This is a genomic window from Photobacterium sp. GB-210 (assembly GCF_003026075.1).
GTDB lineage: Bacteria > Pseudomonadota > Gammaproteobacteria > Enterobacterales > Vibrionaceae > Photobacterium.
Map to the genome: position 1 here is coordinate 1 of NZ_PYNU01000017.1, position 20833 is coordinate 20833.

Annotated in this window: 17 protein-coding genes and 2 tRNA genes; 17 read left to right on the forward strand and 2 right to left on the reverse strand. The window is 43.1% G+C overall.

What is annotated here, in order from left to right:
- The first annotated feature begins 27 nt into the window (after positions 1-27).
- A tRNA-Gly gene (locus C9J38_RS16110) sits at positions 28-103 on the forward strand.
- Positions 104-155: 52 nt separating this feature from the next.
- Positions 156-231: transfer RNA gene (locus C9J38_RS16115), tRNA-Gly, on the forward strand.
- Positions 232-979: 748 nt separating this feature from the next.
- On the opposite strand, the gene queG is transcribed toward C9J38_RS16115, so the two are convergent.
- Complete coding sequence (gene queG / locus C9J38_RS16120; protein ID WP_107207998.1) at positions 980-2113, reverse strand: tRNA epoxyqueuosine(34) reductase QueG; 1134 nt, start codon at positions 2111-2113, stop codon at positions 980-982.
- A gap of 201 nt (positions 2114-2314) precedes the next feature.
- Between queG and C9J38_RS16125 the strand changes: the two genes are divergently transcribed.
- The 12 genes from C9J38_RS16125 (at position 2315) to C9J38_RS16180 (ending at position 15542) form a co-directional block, all read left to right on the forward strand.
- Positions 2315-3799 (forward strand): NAD(P)H-hydrate dehydratase, encoded by a 1485-nt coding sequence (locus tag C9J38_RS16125; protein ID WP_107207999.1) that lies wholly within the window; start codon positions 2315-2317, stop codon positions 3797-3799.
- Between the two features lie 4 nt (positions 3800-3803).
- The gene (gene tsaE, locus C9J38_RS16130; RefSeq protein ID WP_107208000.1) at positions 3804-4268 is read left to right on the forward strand and encodes a tRNA (adenosine(37)-N6)-threonylcarbamoyltransferase complex ATPase subunit type 1 TsaE; all 465 of its coding nucleotides are present in this window, start codon (positions 3804-3806) and stop codon (positions 4266-4268) included.
- Between the two features lie 5 nt (positions 4269-4273).
- On the forward strand, positions 4274-6016 hold the full coding sequence (locus tag C9J38_RS16135) for an N-acetylmuramoyl-L-alanine amidase (protein WP_199187171.1): 1743 nt from the start codon (positions 4274-4276) through the stop codon (positions 6014-6016).
- 2 nt (positions 6017-6018) lie between these two features.
- The gene (mutL, locus tag C9J38_RS16140) at positions 6019-8190 is read left to right on the forward strand and encodes a DNA mismatch repair endonuclease MutL (RefSeq protein WP_107208002.1); all 2172 of its coding nucleotides are present in this window, start codon (positions 6019-6021) and stop codon (positions 8188-8190) included.
- A 2-nt stretch (positions 8191-8192) separates the two neighbouring features.
- Positions 8193-9128: a tRNA (adenosine(37)-N6)-dimethylallyltransferase MiaA gene (gene miaA / locus C9J38_RS16145; protein WP_045129185.1), complete on the forward strand. Its 936-nt coding sequence runs from the start codon at positions 8193-8195 to the stop codon at positions 9126-9128.
- Positions 9129-9214: 86 nt separating this feature from the next.
- Positions 9215-9481, forward strand: a complete 267-nt coding sequence (gene hfq, locus C9J38_RS16150; protein WP_005372819.1) for an RNA chaperone Hfq — start codon at positions 9215-9217, stop codon at positions 9479-9481.
- Positions 9482-9509: 28 nt separating this feature from the next.
- On the forward strand, positions 9510-10799 hold the full coding sequence (hflX, locus tag C9J38_RS16155; protein ID WP_005372817.1) for a ribosome rescue GTPase HflX: 1290 nt from the start codon (positions 9510-9512) through the stop codon (positions 10797-10799).
- 54 nt (positions 10800-10853) lie between these two features.
- Positions 10854-12020, forward strand: a complete 1167-nt coding sequence (hflK, locus tag C9J38_RS16160; RefSeq protein ID WP_107208003.1) for an FtsH protease activity modulator HflK — start codon at positions 10854-10856, stop codon at positions 12018-12020.
- A 2-nt stretch (positions 12021-12022) separates the two neighbouring features.
- Entirely contained in the window at positions 12023-13024 is a 1002-nt protein-coding gene (hflC, locus tag C9J38_RS16165; protein ID WP_107208004.1) for a protease modulator HflC, read from the forward strand.
- Between the two features lie 73 nt (positions 13025-13097).
- Positions 13098-13292: a DUF2065 domain-containing protein gene (locus tag C9J38_RS16170; RefSeq protein ID WP_105061373.1), complete on the forward strand. Its 195-nt coding sequence runs from the start codon at positions 13098-13100 to the stop codon at positions 13290-13292.
- A gap of 121 nt (positions 13293-13413) precedes the next feature.
- Positions 13414-14730 (forward strand): adenylosuccinate synthase, encoded by a 1317-nt coding sequence (locus C9J38_RS16175; protein ID WP_107208005.1) that lies wholly within the window; start codon positions 13414-13416, stop codon positions 14728-14730.
- Positions 14731-14912: 182 nt separating this feature from the next.
- Complete coding sequence (locus C9J38_RS16180) at positions 14913-15542, forward strand: tetratricopeptide repeat protein (protein WP_107208006.1); 630 nt, start codon at positions 14913-14915, stop codon at positions 15540-15542.
- 76 nt (positions 15543-15618) lie between these two features.
- Here the strand turns inward: C9J38_RS16180 and hmpA are convergent, their stop codons facing one another.
- Complete coding sequence (gene hmpA / locus C9J38_RS16185; protein WP_107208007.1) at positions 15619-16821, reverse strand: NO-inducible flavohemoprotein; 1203 nt, start codon at positions 16819-16821, stop codon at positions 15619-15621.
- 104 nt (positions 16822-16925) lie between these two features.
- On the opposite strand from hmpA, the gene nsrR reads away from it, so the two are divergent.
- The 3 genes from nsrR (at position 16926) to rlmB (ending at position 20796) form a co-directional block, all read left to right on the forward strand.
- Positions 16926-17360, forward strand: coding sequence for a nitric oxide-sensing transcriptional repressor NsrR (gene nsrR, locus C9J38_RS16190; protein ID WP_005372804.1), 435 nt, complete (start codon positions 16926-16928; stop codon positions 17358-17360).
- 139 nt (positions 17361-17499) lie between these two features.
- Entirely contained in the window at positions 17500-20058 is a 2559-nt protein-coding gene (rnr, locus tag C9J38_RS16195; RefSeq protein ID WP_107208008.1) for a ribonuclease R, read from the forward strand.
- Between the two features lie 3 nt (positions 20059-20061).
- Positions 20062-20796 carry a 23S rRNA (guanosine(2251)-2'-O)-methyltransferase RlmB gene (rlmB, locus tag C9J38_RS16200; protein WP_005372799.1) on the forward strand — a complete coding sequence of 245 codons (735 nt, stop codon included), beginning with the start codon at positions 20062-20064 and terminating at the stop codon, positions 20794-20796.
- Positions 20797-20833 lie beyond the last annotated feature (37 nt).

The following is a 20833-nucleotide window of genomic DNA, read 5'->3' on the forward strand; positions in this document are numbered from 1 at the left end:
TGAACGTTAGGTGAAAGACCTAGCTATGCGACACTAGCTCAGCTGGTAGAGCGCAACCTTGCCAAGGTTGAGGTCACGAGTTCGAACCTCGTGTGTCGCTCCAATTTGATAGTTCATGGCGAAAGCGATGAACGTTAGGTGAAAGACCTAGCTATGCGACACTAGCTCAGCTGGTAGAGCGCAACCTTGCCAAGGTTGAGGTCACGAGTTCGAACCTCGTGTGTCGCTCCAATTTGATTGTTTATTTCATTGTAGATAAACAGAGTTATCATCGAACTTATCGATGAACTATTGCTGTGAAGTAATAGTCCTAATGTAGTATTCCTGAGGTATTCGATTACCGATATCATCAGTGTACTGCTTCAAGTGTTTCTAGCTTAGCTACGAAGCCCACTTAGAAGCGATCGGCTTCGACAACAGAACTCACTTTGTATAAAGCAACCTTTAAGGGTTGTTTTTGCTGTCTCAGCAATACAGGGTATTCATGTTGTAACATCAATACTGCTGTATTGGCGCGATATAACTAACGCGTACGCTCTTTTCTTAGTAATGTTTATCTATTGCAACAGTAGTGCATAAAGCTGTGCCATCTGAGCGAATAACATTGCAGATAGTGCTAACACATTATTTTTATAATAGTATTTCACCGTTAGATCACAATGAAATTAACAGAGTTATCCACACTACATGTACTGTGGGTAAGTTGGTTGATTAGATGTGCTGATGCTATGTGAGTAACTTTGAATTTTAATTTGAATAGTGTTTAATTACCGTTATCCACAGGTGTTTTTATTTCATTTAACTTTATGTTTTATAATGTAAATATTGATTTTTATACCTGCTTTTCAACAGTTGTTGTGTCATACTCTTCTTCGGGATAACTATCTTGATTATGTTATCCACCTCCTGTGTTTAATCTTTACCTATCCCCAAGAAAAAACCTAACTTTAAAAAGTTTTCCACATATCCCCCGAGTGACTTATGCATCTCGAGGTAAGCCTTTCTCAATAATCCGTACTAAACGTTTTGTTTTAGTAGGTAAAATTTCGAGAGCGAGTTGATCTTTTCTTTGTTGTTGTTGCGATAGCGCCCAATCGATATGTGTATCAAGTAATTCAGAGATCCCTTGACGCTGCTGAAGTGCTTCAACAATTTCTATTTGATAAGAAGCATTACCCAGAGCAATTGTGATATTTCTGAGCCATTGAATATGGCCTATCCGGCGAATAGCTGAGCCTTCGGTATTTTTTAAGAATGTCGTTTCATCCCAAGCATAAAGAGTTAGCAAGTCTTGTTGGTATAAGCTGTCACGACAGTGGTAATCGTGCTCTTCTGTTAATTGTCCATGTCTGTTTATGGGGCAGACTAATTGGCAGTCATCGCAACCATAGATACGGTTACCGATAGCACTGCGGTATTGCTCTGGGATCACACCATCAAATTCAATCGTTAAGTATGAGATACAACGACGCGCATCTACGATTCCTTCTTCAACAATAGCACCTGTTGGACAGCTCGTTATACAAGCGACACATTTCCCACATTGCTCACTGCTTGGTTTATCAATTGGCAGTGGAATATCAACTAATAGTTCACCTAAAAAGAACCAAGAGCCTGCTTGTTCATTTAAGATAAGTGAATGTTTGCCTGTCCAACCAAGCCCTGCTTTTTGTGCCAAAGGGCGTTCTAGAATAGGCGCTGAGTCAACAAAAGGTCGGCAGCCAAACTGCCCGACGGCTTGCTCAATACGTTGCCCTAATTGTTTCAGTCGATTACGGATCAGCTTGTGGTAATCACGACCGAGTGAATAGCGACTAATAAACGCTTTTTGAGGTTGCTTAAGTGTTTGGGCAAACTCGGCGTGAGGCGGAAGGTAATTCATTCTTACGCTGATCACACGGATAGTGCCTGGTAACAGTTCAGCAGGGCGCGCACGCATCATGCCATGACGTGCCATCCAGTCCATATCACCGTGATAGCCAGCATCAAGCCAGCGTTGCAATTCAGCTTCGTGTTGTGACAAATCAATATCAGTGATACCCACTTGTTGAAAGCCCAGCTCTTGTCCCCAAGTTTTGATCTGCTCAGCAAGTTGATGGTAATCGATAGTCATAACCGAACTCTTTTATATTGCGCTAAATGAAAGGGGGCGCATTCTAGCATATTCTTGTTTTGATCATAGCGGTGAGAATGTGGATTGCTAAGAATAGACTGCGATAATGACCTCTGACGTTGCGATTATAGATGTATAAAATTAACACTGTGCATTTTGATTAGTTATAGTTGTTACACGTTTATTGAGGGCACTTTACCTATGATCACTCATGACATCCCCTTATTTCTCTATACCTCAGAGCAAATCAGGCAAGGTGAGCAATTACTCACAGAGCAACAAAATAGTCTCACGCTTTATCACTTAATGGAACGTGCTGGAGAGGCAACGTTTGATCTTATGAGGCAGCGGTATCCTCAATGTAATAAATTATTAGTGTGCTGCGGTAAAGGTAATAATGGTGGTGATGGCTATGTAGTGGCTCGTTTAGCACATGATCAGGGTATTGATGTTACTGTGTGGGAATCACCCAATGTTGAACATTTACCTGCTGACGCTCGATGTGCTCGTTCTCACTGGTTGCAATGTAATGGGAAAACGATCACTGATACGCCAACCACAAGTTATGAGTTAATTATCGATGCGTTATTAGGGATTGGGGTTAAAGGTGAAGTTCGCTCAGAAATCGCTGAACGCATTCGTTGGATCAATGATCAAAAGACGCCTGTGATTGCAGTGGATGTGCCTTCAGGATTATGTGCAAATACTGGTGCAACTTTTGGTGCTGTTATTAAGGCCTCACAAACGCTCTCTTTTATTGGTTTTAAACAAGGGCTGACAACAGGGCAAGCAGCACAATATTGTGGGGAACGTTACTTTTCAGACTTAGGATTTGATCTGCAATTCTCGCAAGTCATGAAACCATCAGCATTACACATTACAGAATCGCAGGTACAGTCATTACTTTTTCCGCGCTCACGTGTTGCTCATAAAGGGTGTTTTGGACGCGTGCTTTGTATTGGTGGTGATCTTGGAATGGCGGGAGCTATTCGATTATCGTCAGAAGCTTGTAGCCGTGCAGGTGCTGGCTTAACGTCTGTGATAACACGACCTGACAATGCACTGTCAATTGTGATGATGAGACCTGAGATAATGGCCATTGGTTGGCAAGAGTCTTCAAACATACTTGTTGATAAGCTTGCTTGGTCAGATGTGGTTGTATTAGGGCCTGGGCTTGGAACCAGTGATTGGGGACAATCTCTCTTTGCGCAGTGTCATCATATTGATAAACCTTGTGTCGTTGATGCTGATGGCCTTAATTTACTGGCAAAAACCCCTGACTACCGAGATAATCGAATCATTACACCACATCCCGGCGAAGCGGCGCGATTATTGGATGTCTCTATTAATGAGATTGAAGCCGATCGGTTTGTCGCGATTCAGCGCTTACAGCAAAATTATGGCGGTGTTGTTGTTTTAAAAGGGGCTGGCAGTTTAATTTATGATGGTAAAACATTATGGATTTGTACTTGCGGCAATCCTGGAATGGCAACGGGAGGGATGGGGGACGTATTATCAGGTATCATTGGTGCTTTATTCGGCCAAGGTTTAGCGTTAGTTGAAGCAGCCTATGCGGGAGTCTGGATCCATAGCCGAGCCGCAGATTTGTGTGCGCAAAGCGGAGAGCGTGGTATGCTGGCATCAGATCTCTTTCCGTTTATTCGTCAATTAGTCAATCCAAGATAAAAACATGCAAACATTTGAAACCTTTCTTGCTGATGAGCAGGCAACAGTAGATTTAGGCCTTAAATTAGCTAAAGCCTGTACGCAACAAACAACGATTTATCTTCACGGCGATTTGGGAGCCGGAAAAACAACGTTTAGTCGTGGTTTTATTCGTGCGCTAGGCCATCAAGGGAATGTTAAGAGTCCGACATATACCCTAGTTGAACCTTATGATCTTGCTCCTTGGCAAGTGTATCATTTTGATCTCTATCGCCTTGCAGATCCTGAAGAATTAGAATTTATGGGAATTCGTGATTATTTCACCCAGGATGCTATTTGCTTAGTGGAATGGCCAGAGAAAGGTGATGGGTTATTACCTCAACCCGATCTTGAATTAGAAATGTGTTATCACGGTGAGCAGAGAAAAGTATTGATCCGCGCCAATACGGAATATGGTGCAGCATTGATCAATCATTTGGAGTTGAGTTAATTAGGATGGCGTTACGGACGTATTTAAAGTTCCTGATAGTAGGAGCAGGATTAGTGAGTTCTGCTGCCTCTTGGGCAAATGAACTCAAAGGGGTGAGAATTTGGCCTGCGCCAGATGAAACTCGCGTAGTATTAGATCTGCAAAGTAAAGCAGACTATTCTCACTTTTCATTAGCAGGACCTTCTCGTTTAGTGGTTGATCTTAAAGATACAAAGATCAAAACTAAACTTCCTATTGCGGTTCAGAAAAGTGATATTTTAACCAAAGTTCGCACCAGTACAGCGCCTGCAAAAGGTACAACGCGACTGGTGTTTGAAGTTAAGCGTGGTGTAACGCCAACAATATTCTCTTTATCACCAACGGGCAGTTATGGTTACCGTTTAGTTTTAGACTTGCCGAATGGAACGTCTAAAACAGTGGGTGCTAAAGAAGAGCAAGCAGAAGAAAAAGCGACGGCAAATAACTTAGCGAAAATGCCATCTGGTACCGCTGATATCGTGGTAGCGGTGGATGCAGGTCACGGTGGTGATGATCCTGGCTCTATTGGTCCAACGCGTAAATATGAAAAAAATGTCACACTAGCGGTTGCGAAAAAACTGGCAGCTAAGATCAATGCAACAACGGGTATGCGTGCAGTACTAACTCGCCGTGGTGACTACTTTGTTCCATTGGGTAAGCGTTCAGAAATTGCACGTAAGAATAAAGCCCTTCTTTTAGTTTCTATCCATGCTGATGGCTTTACAAAACCGCAACCTCGTGGTGCTTCTGTATGGGTGCTCAACACACGCCGTGCGAATACTGAAATAGGTCGCTGGTTGGAGCAAAGTGAGAAGCAATCTGAGTTATTAGGTGGTGGCGATGTTTTATCAAGCAATACCAATGATAAATATCTTGGCCGAGCGGTATTAGACCTTCAATTTAGTTACTCGCAAAAAGAAGGCTACGATGTTGCTACTCGTGTATTACATGAGTTACGTAAAGTGGCACGTTTGCATAAAACGGTTCCGCAATACGCAAGTTTAGCGGTATTGAAATCACCTGATATTCCATCGCTATTGGTTGAAACGGGTTTTATTACCAATCCGACAGAAGAGAAATTACTTAATACGACATCACACCAAAACCAATTAGCGAATGCGGTTTATAAAGGGGTGTTGGAGTATTTTGAAGCAAATCCACCTGAAGGTACTTTATTTGCTTCTCGTTTGAAAGGACGTGGAAGTAAGCATAAAGTGACATCGGGTCAGTCATTAAGCGGTATTGCCCAGAAGTATGGCGTGTCGATGGCATCAATCAAAGCTTCGAATAATCTGAAATCAACCTCAGTGAACATCGGTCAAGTGTTGATTATTCCTGGCAACATTAAGACAGCGTCGGTTTCGACGCCAACGAAAACGGTGAGTACGACATCGAGCAGTGCTACAGTGAAACCTGTTGCCTCAACCAAGGTGATTGTGCATAAAGTCGTTCGTGGTGAATATTTAGGTAAGATTGCAGCAAAATATGGTGTTACCATGAGCAGCATCCGTCAACTTAATCACCTAAAATCAGACAATGTGATGCTTGGGCAAAAATTAAAAATTGCCGTTCCTGCGCCGAAATATGTTCAACATAAAGTAAAGCGTGGCGAGTTTTTGAGTAAGATTGCTGATAAATATGGTGTGTCAGTTGCAAGTATTCGTGCTACGAATAAGCTACGTTCTGATAAACTAGCTGTAGGACAGACGCTAATCATACCAAGAAGTTAATTATGCCGATTCAGATTTTACCCGCTCGGCTGGCTAACCAGATTGCAGCGGGTGAAGTTGTTGAACGCCCAGCTTCTGTAGTCAAAGAGCTTGTTGAAAATAGTCTTGATGCCGGTGCTACTCGAATCGATATTGATATCGAAAAAGGTGGCAGCCGGCTCATTCGTATTCGTGATAATGGAAAAGGGATCCCTAAAGATGAGCTTGCGCTCGCCCTTAGCCGTCATGCGACTTCTAAAATTACTACTCTGGATGATCTTGAAGCGATAGTCAGTCTTGGCTTTCGTGGTGAAGCGCTTGCCAGTATCAGTTCCGTCTCTCGTTTAACGTTAACCTCCCGCACCCAAGCGCAAGAAGAAGCGTGGTCAGCGTATGCTGAAGGGCGAGATATGGACGTCCAGTTAAAACCTGCAGCCCATCCGGTAGGTACAACGCTAGAAGTGCTTGATCTTTTCTTTAATACACCTGCGCGTCGTAAGTTCTTACGGACAGAAAAAACAGAATTTAATCATATTGATGAGTTGATCAAACGTATTGCGTTAAGCCGCTTCGATGTTGCTATTACTTTGCGTCATAACGGTAAGATCATTCGACAATACCGAGCGGCACAAACGCCGATTCAAAAAGAGCGTCGATTAGCAACGGCATGTGGTTCAGGCTTTTTGCAACATGCATTGGTGGTTGAATTAGCGCACGGAGACTTGAAATTATCCGGTTGGGTATGTAGCTCTCAAGGCGCTCGTGCACAAAATGATATTCAGTATTGTTATGTTAATGGACGGATGATGAAAGATAAGCTGATCAATCATGCGATCCGTCAAGCTTATGAGTCGAGTTTACGATCCGATCAGTATGCAGCTTACGTACTGTATATTGATGTTGATCCTCACCAAGTTGATGTGAATGTTCACCCAGCAAAACATGAAGTGCGTTTTCATCAAGCACGGTTGGTACATGATTTTATCTACCAAGCCTTACAAAGTGCATTGCAGCAAGGGGCATTAGAAGAAGAGCAGCATCAGTATCAATCACCGATACGATCGAGTGCTCACCGTATCGAAGTCGATGAAGATGGTGTCGTGATTGAACCAACAAACTCTGTGACGCAGAGGGTCGCTCAAGCGATAGATGCGACGCCAGAGTATCCTCATAAATCACCGTCATCGGAATGGAATAAGTCTGCATCGACACCGTCACATTCAGCAAGAGCACCCATTGATAGTGATATGCGTGGCTTAGCAGTATCAGCTGAATATGAGGTAAGTGAAGCGTCTGAACATAGTAAACCATCTTCTTATTCGGCTTCACCAAGCACAAATAATAGAGATCAGCATCAGTATGATCGCAGCCCTTGTGAGCGACAAGGCAGTGAGCAAACAATAAATACCACGAGAACTTCTGATGCTTCATCTGGCGCCTCACGTTCTCCTAAACCGGAAGGGCCGACGGCGGCTGAGATCAAAGCATACCAAAAGCTGTTACAAACGGAATCGCCGACAAAACATGTTTTAGCCGAACAACCGATAGAGCGTATTGCCGAGCCGCGTAGAGAGTGGCAAGCAATGCCTTCAACAGCAGTTGTTAAACAACATGCGATAGCGGGTAAAGCTATGGGGCTTGGTAAAGCATTATGTTTGGTGGCTGAGCGTTACTTACTAATGCAGCAAGAGACCAATATTGCCTTACTGAATTTAGATCATGCAGAGTTACTACGCTATGTTGGACAATTGCGTTTAGCGCAAACGGATGGATTAAAACCTCAACCGCTTTTGATCCCACTATCGGTACCTGTAGAGAGCGATTTAATTGCCTGTGCTGAACAACATGCGATGCTACTTAAACAATTAGGGATTCAACTGAAAGCGAAAGGGAGAAATGGCATAATAATCATGTCAGTATGTATGCCATTAAGACAACAAAACTTACAACAGTTGCTCCCGAATTTGTTAACCTACCTACTTACAGCTTGTGATGATCCAGAAGCACAAGGGTGGGATAAATTATTATATTGGTTAGCTGAACAATGTGTTGGTACAGTGGCAAGTTATAGTTTGTCGCAAGCCATTCAGCTAGTCTCTGAATTAGAGCAGCTATGGGGAGAGAATTTGGCAGGTCATGAAAGCCAATTACTTCGACCGGTAGATATGCAAGCAGCAATAGAAGCCTTTAAATAATGATAACTAAGCCACAACCTCAAGCCATTTTTTTAATGGGACCAACAGCTTCGGGTAAAACCGATCTTGCCATTCGATTACGAGAGCAACTGCCTGTTGAGTTGATTAGTGTTGATTCTGCCCTTATTTATAAGGGAATGGATATCGGTACAGCAAAGCCAGATGCGCATGAACTTGCATTAGCACCGCATCGTTTGATCGATATTCGTGATCCAGCGCAAAGTTATTCGGCTGCAGACTTTCGTGCTGATGCACTGAAAGAAATGGCTGATATAGTTGCAGCAGGGCGAATTCCTTTATTAGTTGGTGGTACTATGTTGTACTACAAGGCTTTATTGGAAGGTTTATCGCCTTTACCTGCTGCAGATCTTGAGGTTCGCGCAGGGATTGAACGAGATGCTGCTGAGCATGGATGGCAAGCATTGCATGATGAATTAGTAAGGATTGATCCCGTTGCCGGAGCAAGAATTCATCCCAATGATCCACAGCGATTATCTCGTGCATTGGAAGTTTTCCGAATTTCGGGTAAAACTTTAACTGAGTTAACAAAAACTCAAGGTGAATCTTTACCTTACAAGGTTCATCAATTTGCAATCACTCCCATGGATAGGGCTGTACTGCATCAGCGAATTGAGCTTAGGTTCAATAAAATGATCGAGGCAGGTTTTGAGCAGGAAGTACGTGCGTTGCACGAGCGTGGTGATCTTCACCTTGAGCTTCCTTCTATTCGTTGCGTTGGTTATCGTCAGATGTGGGAATATTTGGACGGGAATTATGACTTAGATGAAGCGGTTTTCCGTGGTATCTGTGCTACCCGTCAATTAGCAAAGCGTCAAATTACCTGGCTTCGCGGTTGGAAAGATTTGACCTGGTTGGATAGTAGTGATGTGGATTCCGCGTTACAAACAGTCACAAACTCAGTTAGATGTGATGTTTGATTAACGTGTATACTCTGAACTGCTTTGCGTATTTTTAGTTTTTGTTCGTTGCTAATACAACTACAAACAAATAAGGAAAAGAAATAATGGCTAAGGGGCAATCTCTGCAAGACCCGTTTTTAAATGCGCTGCGTCGTGAACGAATTCCGGTCTCAATTTACTTGGTAAACGGTATCAAACTACAGGGACAAATTGAGTCTTTTGACCAATTTGTGATCCTATTAAAAAACACTGTAAACCAAATGGTATATAAGCATGCTATTTCAACGGTAGTTCCTGCTCGTCCAGTGAACCATCACCATGCAGGTGATCGTCCAGCAGGTACTGAACGTCCAGAAAAAACTGAAGAATAATTTATTCTTCCATTAAGGAGTTAATGGCTTGTTTGACCGTTATGAAGCCGGTGAACAGGCGATTCTTGTTCATATTAACTTCACGCAAGATGGGGAATGGGAAGATCTTAGCGAATTTGAAATGCTGGTCTCCTCAGCGGGCGTCAATACACTGCATGTTGTCACTGGCAGCCGTAAGACTCCGCACCCTAAATATTACGTTGGAGAAGGTAAGGCACAAGAAATTGCCGACGCGGTAAGAACAGCGGAAGCTGATATCGTTATCTTTAACCACTCCTTGTCTCCCGCTCAAGAGCGTAACTTGGAGCAAATTTGTCAGTGTCGTGTACTCGACAGAACAGGTTTGATCTTAGATATATTTGCTCAACGCGCACGTACCCATGAAGGTAAGTTGCAAGTCGAGCTTGCACAGTTACGTCATATATCAACCCGATTGATTCGTGGTTGGACTCACCTTGAGCGACAGAAAGGGGGGATAGGTCTGCGTGGACCTGGTGAAACGCAGCTTGAAACAGATAGACGTTTATTGCGCGATCGAATTAAAACAATTCTACGTCGTTTAGATAAAGTGGCTAAACAGCGTGATCAAGGAAGACGTGCGCGTAATCGTGCAGAAATTCCAACGATCTCATTAGTGGGATATACCAATGCTGGTAAATCCACACTCTTTAATCGGATCACCGATGCGGGGGTTTACGCCGCCGATCAACTGTTTGCAACTCTAGATCCTACACTACGTAAAATAGCAGTGGCTGATGTAGGTACAGCGATTTTAGCTGATACCGTTGGATTTATTCGACATCTTCCCCACGATCTAGTGGCAGCATTTAAAGCTACCCTTAAAGAAACACAAGAGGCTGATCTTTTACTTCATGTGGTTGATGCAAGTGATGATCGCTTCCGTGAAAACATTGAAGCTGTTGAAACAGTACTAGAAGAAATTGATGCGGGTGAGGTGCCTACTTTAATTATCATGAATAAAATTGATAATTTAGAGCATGCAGAACCTCGTATTGAACGAGATGAAGAGGGAGTTCCTCGTCGCGTTTGGGTTTCAGCGATGGAAGGGCAAGGCATTGACTTGTTATTCCAAGCACTAACTGAACGCCTCTCCGGTACGATGGTAGCGCATACCTTACGTGTACCCCCTGAAATGATTGGGCGTATCCGTAGCAAGTTTTATCAGCTGGGATGTATTTTACAAGAAGAATACGAATCAGACGGTTATTTGATGATTGATATTCGTTTGCCTTTGGCGGAATGGTCTCGATTACAAAAAAGAGAAAGTACTTCGTTAGATGACTTTATCGTTGCTTAATGGATTACTAGAGTGATAAAAACTGTCGTCATATCATATTGATGGAGTTCTATAATGGCGTGGAATGAGCCTGGAAACAACGGCGGCCGTGATGATAAAGACCCTTGGGGTAATAATAATCGCGGTGGACGTGAACAAGGACCACCAGATCTCGATGAGGTTTTTTCAAAACTAAGTCGTAAAGTTGGCGGTGTGTTTGGAAATAAAAAAGGGCCGAGTGGCAGCGGGAGCGCTGTTGGCTTGGGGGCTGTTGCCGTATTAGCTGCGGCGGTTTGGGGTTTTTCTGGTTTTTACACCATTGGCGAAGCAGAGCAAGGTGTTGTGCTACGTTTTGGTAAGTTTGATCAAGTTGTAAAACCCGGTCTGAACTGGAAACCAACGTTTATTGATGAAGTTATCCCAGTCAACATTCAAGCAATTCGTTCTCTTCGTGCATCTGGCTTGATGTTAACGAAAGATGAAAACGTTCTGAAAGTTGAAATGGATGTTCAGTACCGTGTTGATAACGCTGAGAAGTACCTATTTAGCGTAACGAATGCTGATGACAGTTTGCGTCAGGCAACCGATTCTGCACTTCGTGCCGTGATTGGTGATTCAACGATGGATCAGGCATTGACGACAGGTCGTCAGACTATTCGTGCGAATACTCAAGCAGCAATTGATAAAATTATTGCAAAATACGACATGGGTATCCGTGTTGTTGATGTGAACTTCCAATCAGCTCGTCCACCTGAAGCGGTGAAAGATGCATTTGATGATGCTATCGCAGCGCGAGAAGATGAAGAGCGTTACGTTCGTGAAGCAGAAGCTTACAGTAATGATATTTTGCCTAAAGCAACGGGTCGTGCTGAGCGTCTGAAGAACGAAGCTGAAGGTTACTCTGAGCGTGTTGTTAATGGCGCATTGGGTGATGTAGCACAGTTTGATAAATTGTTGCCACAATACCTAGCAGCGAAAGAAGTGACACGTGAGCGTTTGTATCTAGATACCATGGAGAAGGTGTACAGTAACACCAGCAAAGTGTTAATTGATACGAAATCAGGTGGCAGTAATAATATGATGTACTTACCACTTGATAAGCTGATGTCTCAGTCAAATCAAGCTGATAAGAAAACCGATAATTCAGATCGTTTAAGCGGTATTGAATTAGAAAAAGTAGAAACTCCAACTCCAGTTGCACCTGCTTCTCGTGCTGATACTGGCCGTCAAGGGAGATATTAATTATGCGTAAGTTAATGATCCCAGTAGTAGTGATTTTTATTGCTCTATTATTGATGTCAGTGTTTGTCGTTAAAGAAGGTGAGCGTGGTATCGTGGTGCGTTTCGGTCGTATCTTAAAAGATAACAATACTGAAATTGCCCGTATTTATCAGCCCGGCCTACATTTTAAAGTACCAGTGTTTGACCGTGTTCATGATTTAGATGCGCGTATTCAAACTATGGATGATCAGGCTGATCGTTTCTTAACAGCTGAGAAGAAAGACGTGATCATTGATACCTATGTGAAATGGCGTATCAAAGATTTTGGTAAGTACTACTTAGCAACAGGTGGTGGTAATACATCAACTGCAGAAGCGCTATTAAAGCGTAAAGTAGTCGATAGCCTACGTGCTGAAATCGGTTCGAAAGAAATTAAGCAGATCGTGTCTGGAGAAGACAGCATTTCAACACCAACTACAGCGTCTGATATTGCACAAACTAAAGCGGCTAAAGCTGCTCTAGCGGTAATTGAAGGTGTAGTACCGGTGAAGGAAGTTGAAGGCCAGCGTGATAAAATCATGGCAGATGTACTTGAAGAAACGCGTGAAAGTGCGAAAGATTTGGGTATTGAAGTGGTTGATTTCCGAATTAAGAAAATTAACCTACCAGATGAAATCAGTGAGTCTATCTACCGTCGTATGCGTGCCGAGCGAGAATCAGTAGCGCGTAGTTACCGTTCGCAAGGTCGTCAACGTGCTGAAGAGTTACGTGCACGTTCTGAGCTTGAAGTAGCGACTGTTCTTTCTGAAGCAAAACGTAAAGCACAGGTTATTCGTGGTGACGCGGATGCAAAAGCGGCAGAGATTTACTCAAAAGCTTATAGCCAAAACCCAGAGTTCTACAGCTTCTGGCGTTCGCTTAAAGCTTACGAGAAGAGCTTCAACTCTAAAAATGATGTATTGGTTGTTGATCCTAACAATGAATTCTTTAAGTACATGAATCATTCAGAACTTAAAGCAAACTAAACCAATCACAACAGACATCTGTTATTGTAAAGACAAGGCCTCGGCCTTGTCTTTTTTTATGGGGAAAAGAAAAATGTCACATTCAATTTGGATGGCACTAGGCTTAGTATTAGTGGTTGAAGGCTTAGGGCCATTACTTGCGCCTCGCGGGTGGCGAGAGATGGTTAACCAGTTAAGCCAACAAAATGATAATAATTTGCGTCGTATTGGCGGCTGTCTGGTTGTTGCCGGTGCGGTTATTGCGTATATGATGTATAGGCAGATGTAAAATACATAGCACACAATGGTGACAATTAGCTTGCAGAAACGGTCTACACGGCTAAAAAATGACTGCAAGCTGAATGTTAAGGTGCTAGAATCCCTTTTTAACTACTGATAGATGAAGAAAGATGGCAAATAATGTAGTCGTTCTTGGCACCCAATGGGGTGACGAAGGTAAAGGTAAAATCGTTGACCTACTGACCGAAGATGCAAAATATGTGGTTCGCTACCAAGGCGGTCACAATGCAGGTCACACCCTAGTTATTGACGGTGAGAAAACAGTTCTTCACCTGATCCCATCAGGTATCCTACGTGACAATGTTAAATGCATCATCGGTAACGGTGTGGTGCTTTCTCCTGATGCGTTAATGAATGAAATGGGCCCACTAGAAGCACGTGGTATTCCTGTTCGTGAGCGTTTATTCCTGTCAGAAGCTTGTCCGTTAATTCTTCCTTACCACATTGCTCTTGACCAAGCGCGTGAAGCTGCTCGTGGTAAAAAAGCAATTGGTACGACTGGTCGCGGTATCGGTCCTGCTTACGAAGATAAAGTTGCACGTCGCGGTCTACGCGTTGGCGATCTTTTCAATAAAGAAGCATTTGCAGAAAAGCTTAAAGAAGTGATGGCTTACCATAACTTCCAGCTTGAGCATTACTACAATGCTGAGCCTGTAAACTACGAAGAAGTGCTAGAAAAAGTACTTTCTCAAGCTGATATCCTAACGTCTATGGTTATCGACGTCACTAAAGAGCTTGATGATGCTCGTCTACGTGGCGACAAGATCATGTTCGAAGGCGCGCAAGGTACGCTACTTGATATCGATCACGGTACTTATCCGTACGTAACCTCTTCTAACACAACTGCTGGTGGTGTTGCTGCAGGTTCTGGCTTTGGTCCTCGTCACCTAGGTTACATTCTTGGTATTGCGAAAGCTTACTGTACACGTGTTGGTGCTGGTCCTTTCCCTACAGAGCTATATGATGGTCTAGACAAGCAAGATCCAGTAGGTAAGCATTTAGGTACTGTTGGCCACGAGTTTGGTGCAACAACAGGTCGTCTACGTCGTACCGGTTGGTTCGATGCCGTTGCTATGCGTCGTGCGGTACAAATTAACTCTATCTCTGGCTTCTGTCTAACTAAATTAGATGTACTAGATGGCTTAGAAGAGCTAAAAATCTGTACTGCATACAAAACGAAGACGGGCGAAATCTTAGAAGTTTCACCAATGGCTGCTGACGAGTACGAAGATCTAGAGCTTGTTTATGAAACAATGCCGGGTTGGAGTGAAACTACATTTGGTGCTAAGTCATTAGACGTGCTTCCACAAGCAGCATTAGATTACATTGCACGTATCGAAGAGCTAACAGGCGTTCCAATTGATATTATCTCTACAGGTCCTGACCGTAACGAGACAATTATCAAAGTTCACCCATACGGTGAATAATTATCGCTGATGCGAATTGATTTAAAAACCAGCTTTCGGGCTGGTTTTTTTATATCTAATTAAAATGAATACTGCCTTATTCGTATATTTTGGAAGTGATATCATTAATTAACGATAGAATGTTAGCTAAAGTCTTTAGGCTAGATGTCGATAAAAAGTTATCCCTAGCCTGAGATCTAATGATGAAAAAGCTTCCGATCTTATTATTGACTAGCCAGTTATTTATATCTGCCGCTTACGCATTGGATAATGTGGGAGATGCTGTTCCCATTTATAGCGATGATGAACTGATACAGCTTTTTGAAACGAACCAGCATTTAAAAAAAATAAAAGCTGATGATTGCCAGCTTGTACAAGATATTAAAGCGCGCGCTGAGCGAGTAGAGTCACCTTCTTATCAGTTTTTATATGGTGATATGTTGGCTTGGGGCGTGTGTGTAGACAAAGATGTAGAGCAAGGTTTGTATTATATGCGAGCGGCTGCGCAGCAAGGCTCACCGGTAGCACTTGAACAATTAGGGCGTTATTATGCGAACGGAGTGTTATTGCAACAAGATAAAGAGCGTGCGATCCCGTATTTACGAGAAGCTGCGGCGCTAGGAAATATTAAAGCGCGTCTTCAGTTAGCTGAACTATTAGTGTCAGATCATGGTAGTCCACTTGATTACGAAGATGCTTATCGCTGGCTGTATCAAACCACGACGGCGAATAAATCGTTATATAACCAACTGAATACGTTACGTCGAAAATTAGAATTACGTATGCCTGAAAATATTATTGCTCGGGCAAAACAACGTTCAAGTTTATGGTAACCTGTCCCAAATAACCCAGTAACCAGATAAAAAAGCACAGCATTTCGCTGTGCTTTGTTGTATTAGCTGCGTTAAGTTATAGGACTTTGTGTGGGCCGAAACATTCGTAGTGAATACGATCTTCAGATACACCTAATGCTAATAGCTGTTTAGCGATATATTGCATGAAGGCAACAGGACCACAGAAGTAAAAGTGCATGTTTTCATCTGTTAGCTGTGGTGCTATCGTGCTGAGATCCATCAAACCTTGGTAGTCATAATCTTCGGCAGGAAGATCGCTATCAAGTGGTGCGTTATACCAAGTGATATCTTGAATGTGATTGTGCTGCTGCGCGAGTGCTTTTACCTGCTTTTTGTAGGCATGATGTGCGCCATTTTCTGTGGCATGTAGCCAGTTAACAGGTGCTTGGTGATCTGTTAGTGATTCAAGCATTGAAAGCGTTGGCGTTAAACCCACACCTGCGGAAAGTAATGTGACAGGTGTGTTTGCTTCAACATCTAAGAAGAAGTCACCAGCAGGGGCGGCAAGCATTACTTTATCGCCAATATTGATATTGTTATGTAAGTAGTTTGAAACTTTACCGTGAGATTCACGTTTTACTGAAATACGGTACTGATCATCTTGTGGTGCCGAAGATAAGCTATATTGACGGATTTCTTGGTTCTCTAATTCGTCAGCATTAAGGTAGATCCCCAGATACTGCCCAGGTTTATAGCTTGCGACCTTACCGCCATCTGTAGGTTTAAAGGTAAAGCTCGTGATAAATTCACTGTCTTTTTGCTTGTTAGTGACTACGAACTCACGAGTGCCACGCCACCCACCAACTTTATTCGCATTTTCTTGATAGATTTCTTCTTCACGATTGATGAAAATATTAGCCAGTAAACCATAAGCTTCAGCCCAAGCGTCTAATACCTCTTGTCCTGGCGCTAATAATTCATCAATGGTGGCGATAAGGTGAGAGCCAACAATATTGTATTGCTCAGCGGTGATCATAAAACTGGTATGTTTGTGAGCAATCTTTTCTACTGCTGGTAAAAGCACAGCAAGATTTTCGATATTATTGGCATAAGCACAAATGGCATTAAATAACGCTTTTTGTTGGCTAGAAGGTTCGTTATTTTCCCCATTTTTTTGGTGGCTCATGTTAAAAACATCTTTTAACTCAGGGTTATGGTTAAACATACGTTGATAGAAATGTTGGGTAACCATAGGGCCTGCTTCTGCAATGACAGGAGCTGTTGTTTTAACAATATCGATCGTTTTTTGACTAAGCATGAGCACTTCCTATAAACATGTATTTATAATGTATGTTATAAGTTGTATCTGATCTGTATCTTTTAGTCAATAAGAAGATTAAAATAACAACAGGAGGAGCCATTGTGCAGTTAACTAGTTTTACCGATTACGGCTTACGAGCTCTGATATATCTTGCGTCGCTACCAGAAGGTGAGCTAACAAGTATTACGAAAGTGACAGAAATATACAATGTGTCACGTAACCATATGGTTAAAATAATCAATAAATTAGGTCAATTAGGCTATATCGAAACGGTGCGCGGAAAAAATGGTGGTATTCGTTTAGGTAAGTCAGCTGAATCTATTATTGTTGGCGATGTCGTACGTGCAATAGAACCGTTACAGATTGTTAATTGTAGCCTTGATTTTTGCCATATAACGCCAGCTTGCCGATTAAAAGGTGTGCTTGCTGATGCAAGAGAAGCATTTTTGGCTGAGCTAGATAAATATACCTTGTTAACCTTAGTTGAAGATAATGCGCCGTTGCTGAATTTATTAAGCAACCCTAACAAGTTATAAAACATCATTTGGTTATACGTTTAATTAGCATATTCCTCCCAAAATTTAGTGGAGCAGCAGTCTTAATAGCGCTGCTCCCGTCTGATCACCTAAAAGCCAGATATACCTCAGGTATAGGTTGGCCTACAGGAAAAATATAATGTCTAAAGGTACTACCGATTTACCGGTCGACCCTTTTCGCGATCGCGAAGCATCTAATTATGAAAACCCGATCCCAAGCCGTGAACACTTACTTGAAGTGATTCGTGGTTTTAGTACCCCGGTGAGTCGTGACCAGTTATTTGCTGAGCTAAAGCTAGAAGGCGATGATCACTATGAAGGCTTACGCCGTCGTTTACGTGCGATGGAGCGTGATGGCCAGTTAATTTTCACCCGTCGTCAATGTTATGCGTTGCCTGAACGTTTAGATTTGATCAAAGGTTACGTTATGGGTCACCGTGACGGCTTTGGTTTCTTACGCCCCGAAGGTTCGCTAGGTAAAGACAATGATTTGTTATTACCGCATCACCAAATGCGTGGTGTGATCCACGGTGATTACATTTTGGCGCAAGCGGGCGGTGAAGATAAGCGTGGTCGTAAAGAAGCACGTGTTGTTCGTGTGTTAAAAGAAAGCACAGCTCAGATTGTTGGCCGTTTTTTCCTTGAAGATGGCATGGGCTATGTGGTGCCAGACGATTCTCGCATTGCTCAAGATATCATTATCCCACAAGACGTTCGCCAAGGCGCACGTATGGGGAATGTTGTGGTTGTCGAAATTAACCAACGAGCGACGCGTCAACACAATGCTGTTGGTCGTATTGTAGAAGTACTGGGCGAAAATATGGCGCCGGGTATGGAAATTGATATTGCGTTACGCACCCATGATATTCCGCACGTATGGCCATCAGAAGTTGATAAAGAAATTCAACATTTGACAGAAGAAGTGCCAGAAGAGGCGAAAAAAGGCCGTGTAGATTTACGTCAATTACCACTGGTCACCATTGATGGCGAAGATGCTCGTGACTTTGATGATGCGGTTCACTGTGAGCGTACTACATCAGGTGGCTGGCGTTTATGGGTTGCGATTGCCGATGTGAGTTATTACGTCCGTCATAAATCAGCACTTGATAACGAAGCCGTTAAGCGTGGTAACTCGGTTTACTTCCCTGCACAAGTGATCCCAATGTTGCCGGAAGTACTCTCGAATGGTTTATGTTCACTAAACCCGCAAGTTGATCGCTTGTGTATGGTGTGTGAAATGACCATTTCTGACACCGGTGAGTTAACAGGTTACAAGCACTACGAAGCGGTCATGAATTCTCACGCTCGTTTGACTTACACCAAAGTCAGTAAAATGCTTGAAGGCGATGAAGAACTTCGTCAGCGTTATGAACCACTTGTTCCGCATTTAGAAGAGCTTTACAGCATGTTCAAAGTGCTGAAAGCAGCACGTGAAGAACGTGGTGCGATTGAATTTGAAACGGTTGAAACCCAGTTCATTTTCAATGCGGATCGTAAGATTGACCGTATTGTGCCTGCTGTGCGAAATGAAGCGCATAAGATCATCGAAGAATGTATGATTTTAGCCAATATTGCCTCTGCACGTTTTGTTGAAAGTGCAAAAGAGCCAGCATTATACCGTGTTCACGATACCCCAGGTGAAGAGCGCCTACAGGGCTTTCGTGATTTCTTAGGTGAACTAAGCTTACATCTTGGCGGTGGTTTAGAGCCTACACCAAAAGATTATGCAGAGCTGGCAAATGCGATTCAAACTCGAAAAGATCGCGAGTTGATCCAAACCATGCTGCTACGCTCAATGAAGCAGGCGGTATACCAAGGTGACAATATTGGACACTTTGGCTTGGCATTAACTGAATATGCGCACTTTACCTCGCCAATTCGTCGCTACCCTGATTTAACGCTGCACCGCGCGATTAAATACTTAGTTGCGAAGCAAGCAGGTAACAGTGGTAACACAACACCAACGGGTGGTTTCCATTACTCATTTGATGAAATTGATGCATTAGGTGAGCAATGTTCAATGACTGAGCGCCGTGCTGATGACGCAACGCGTGATGTCTCTGATTGGCTTAAATGTGAATACATGCAAGATCACTTAGGCGATGAGTTCGACGGTGTGATTGCCAATGTGACAGGTTTTGGCTTCTTTGTTCGCTTAAACGAATTGAACATTGATGGCTTAGTTCATATTTCAAACCTAGCGAATGACTACTACCAGTTTGATCCAGTAGGTCAACGCTTGGTAGGTGATAGCTCAGGTGTGGTATACCGTTTAGGCGATACCGTGAAAGTGAAAGTGGCATCGATTAACTTAAACGATCGTCAGATTGACTTTGATATTGTTGGCGCTGAGCGCAAGCAACGTGGCGCAGGTAAAACGGCTAAGAGTCATGAGAAAAAACAGCGTTTACGTAAAGCCGATGGTCTACGTCGTCAAAGCCTGAAAGTGTACAAATCAGAAGATGGCGTGGCAAAACAAGAAGAGCGCAGTGAATCAAAACGCGAACGTTCTTCGGTACGTAAAAAGCTAAAAGAAGGCGCAATTCCACTGGCGGACGAGAAGAACAAACCGAAGCCAAAGAAACGCCGTAAGCCAACGGATGAAAAACCGAAAGCTGAGACAAAAAAGAAACCGAAATCTCGCAAAAAGAAAAAGCAACGTGCGGGAAAAGCCGAACGCGCAGCAAAGAAGAGTTAAACCATGAGTAATGATATGATTTTTGGCATCCATGCCGTGAAAGCCGTGCTGGCATCTGATCCAGTTCGTTTTATTGAAGTCTTTGTACTGAAAGGACGAGAAGATGATCGTTTACTGCCGTTAGTCACTGAGCTGCAATCACTGGGCATTACGATCCAAGAAGCAGGGCGTAAAGCACTTGATGACAAAGTTAAAGGTGCTTCTCACCAAGGTATCGTTGCTCGCGTGCGTCCAGGTAAGCAATACAACGAGAACGATCTTGATGATTTATTGGTGGGTAAAGAAAATCCATTATTATTGATTTTAGATGGTGTGACCGATCCGCATAACTTAGGCGCATGTCTACGTAATGCGGATGCTGCGGGTGCGGTTGCTGTTATCGTCCCGAAAGATCGCTCGGCACAGCTCAACGCAACGGCAAGTAAAGTTGCCTGTGGCGCGGCTGAAATCATGCCATTAGTACGTGTGACTAACTTGGCGCGTACCATGCGTGCACTGCAAGATAAAGGTGTATGGATTGTCGGTACGGCTGGTGAAGCAACGCATGATATTTACCAAAGTAAGCTGACTGGCCCATTAGCGATTGTGATGGGTGCAGAAGGCGAAGGTATGCGTCGTTTAACCCGTGAAACCTGTGATGATTTGATCAAAATTCCAATGGCAGGTTCGGTATCAAGCTTAAACGTATCAGTAGCAACAGGTATCTGTTTGTTTGAAGCGGTACGTCAACGTAGCTAATATGTTACTGACAACAGTAAAGAAAGTTGCACATTTA

Excerpts from the sequence above, each read along its gene's own strand:
- hfq (WP_005372819.1), top strand. The coding sequence starts at position 9,215 with ATGGCTAAGGGGCAATCTCTGCAAGACCCGTTTTTAAATGCGCTGCGT.
- hflC (WP_107208004.1), top strand. The coding sequence starts at position 12,023 with ATGCGTAAGTTAATGATCCCAGTAGTAGTGATTTTTATTGCTCTATTA.
- queG (WP_107207998.1), bottom strand. The coding sequence starts at position 2,113 with ATGACTATCGATTACCATCAACTTGCTGAGCAGATCAAAACTTGGGGA.
- C9J38_RS16180 (WP_107208006.1), top strand. The coding sequence starts at position 14,913 with ATGAAAAAGCTTCCGATCTTATTATTGACTAGCCAGTTATTTATATCT.
- hmpA (WP_107208007.1), bottom strand. The coding sequence starts at position 16,821 with ATGCTTAGTCAAAAAACGATCGATATTGTTAAAACAACAGCTCCTGTC.
- rnr (WP_107208008.1), top strand. The coding sequence starts at position 17,500 with ATGTCTAAAGGTACTACCGATTTACCGGTCGACCCTTTTCGCGATCGC.
- C9J38_RS16170 (WP_105061373.1), top strand. The coding sequence starts at position 13,098 with ATGTCACATTCAATTTGGATGGCACTAGGCTTAGTATTAGTGGTTGAA.
- C9J38_RS16135 (WP_199187171.1), top strand. The coding sequence starts at position 4,274 with ATGGCGTTACGGACGTATTTAAAGTTCCTGATAGTAGGAGCAGGATTA.
- rlmB (WP_005372799.1), top strand. The coding sequence starts at position 20,062 with ATGAGTAATGATATGATTTTTGGCATCCATGCCGTGAAAGCCGTGCTG.
- C9J38_RS16175 (WP_107208005.1), top strand. The coding sequence starts at position 13,414 with ATGGCAAATAATGTAGTCGTTCTTGGCACCCAATGGGGTGACGAAGGT.
- C9J38_RS16125 (WP_107207999.1), top strand. The coding sequence starts at position 2,315 with ATGATCACTCATGACATCCCCTTATTTCTCTATACCTCAGAGCAAATC.
- mutL (WP_107208002.1), top strand. The coding sequence starts at position 6,019 with ATGCCGATTCAGATTTTACCCGCTCGGCTGGCTAACCAGATTGCAGCG.
- tsaE (WP_107208000.1), top strand. The coding sequence starts at position 3,804 with ATGCAAACATTTGAAACCTTTCTTGCTGATGAGCAGGCAACAGTAGAT.
- hflK (WP_107208003.1), top strand. The coding sequence starts at position 10,854 with ATGGCGTGGAATGAGCCTGGAAACAACGGCGGCCGTGATGATAAAGAC.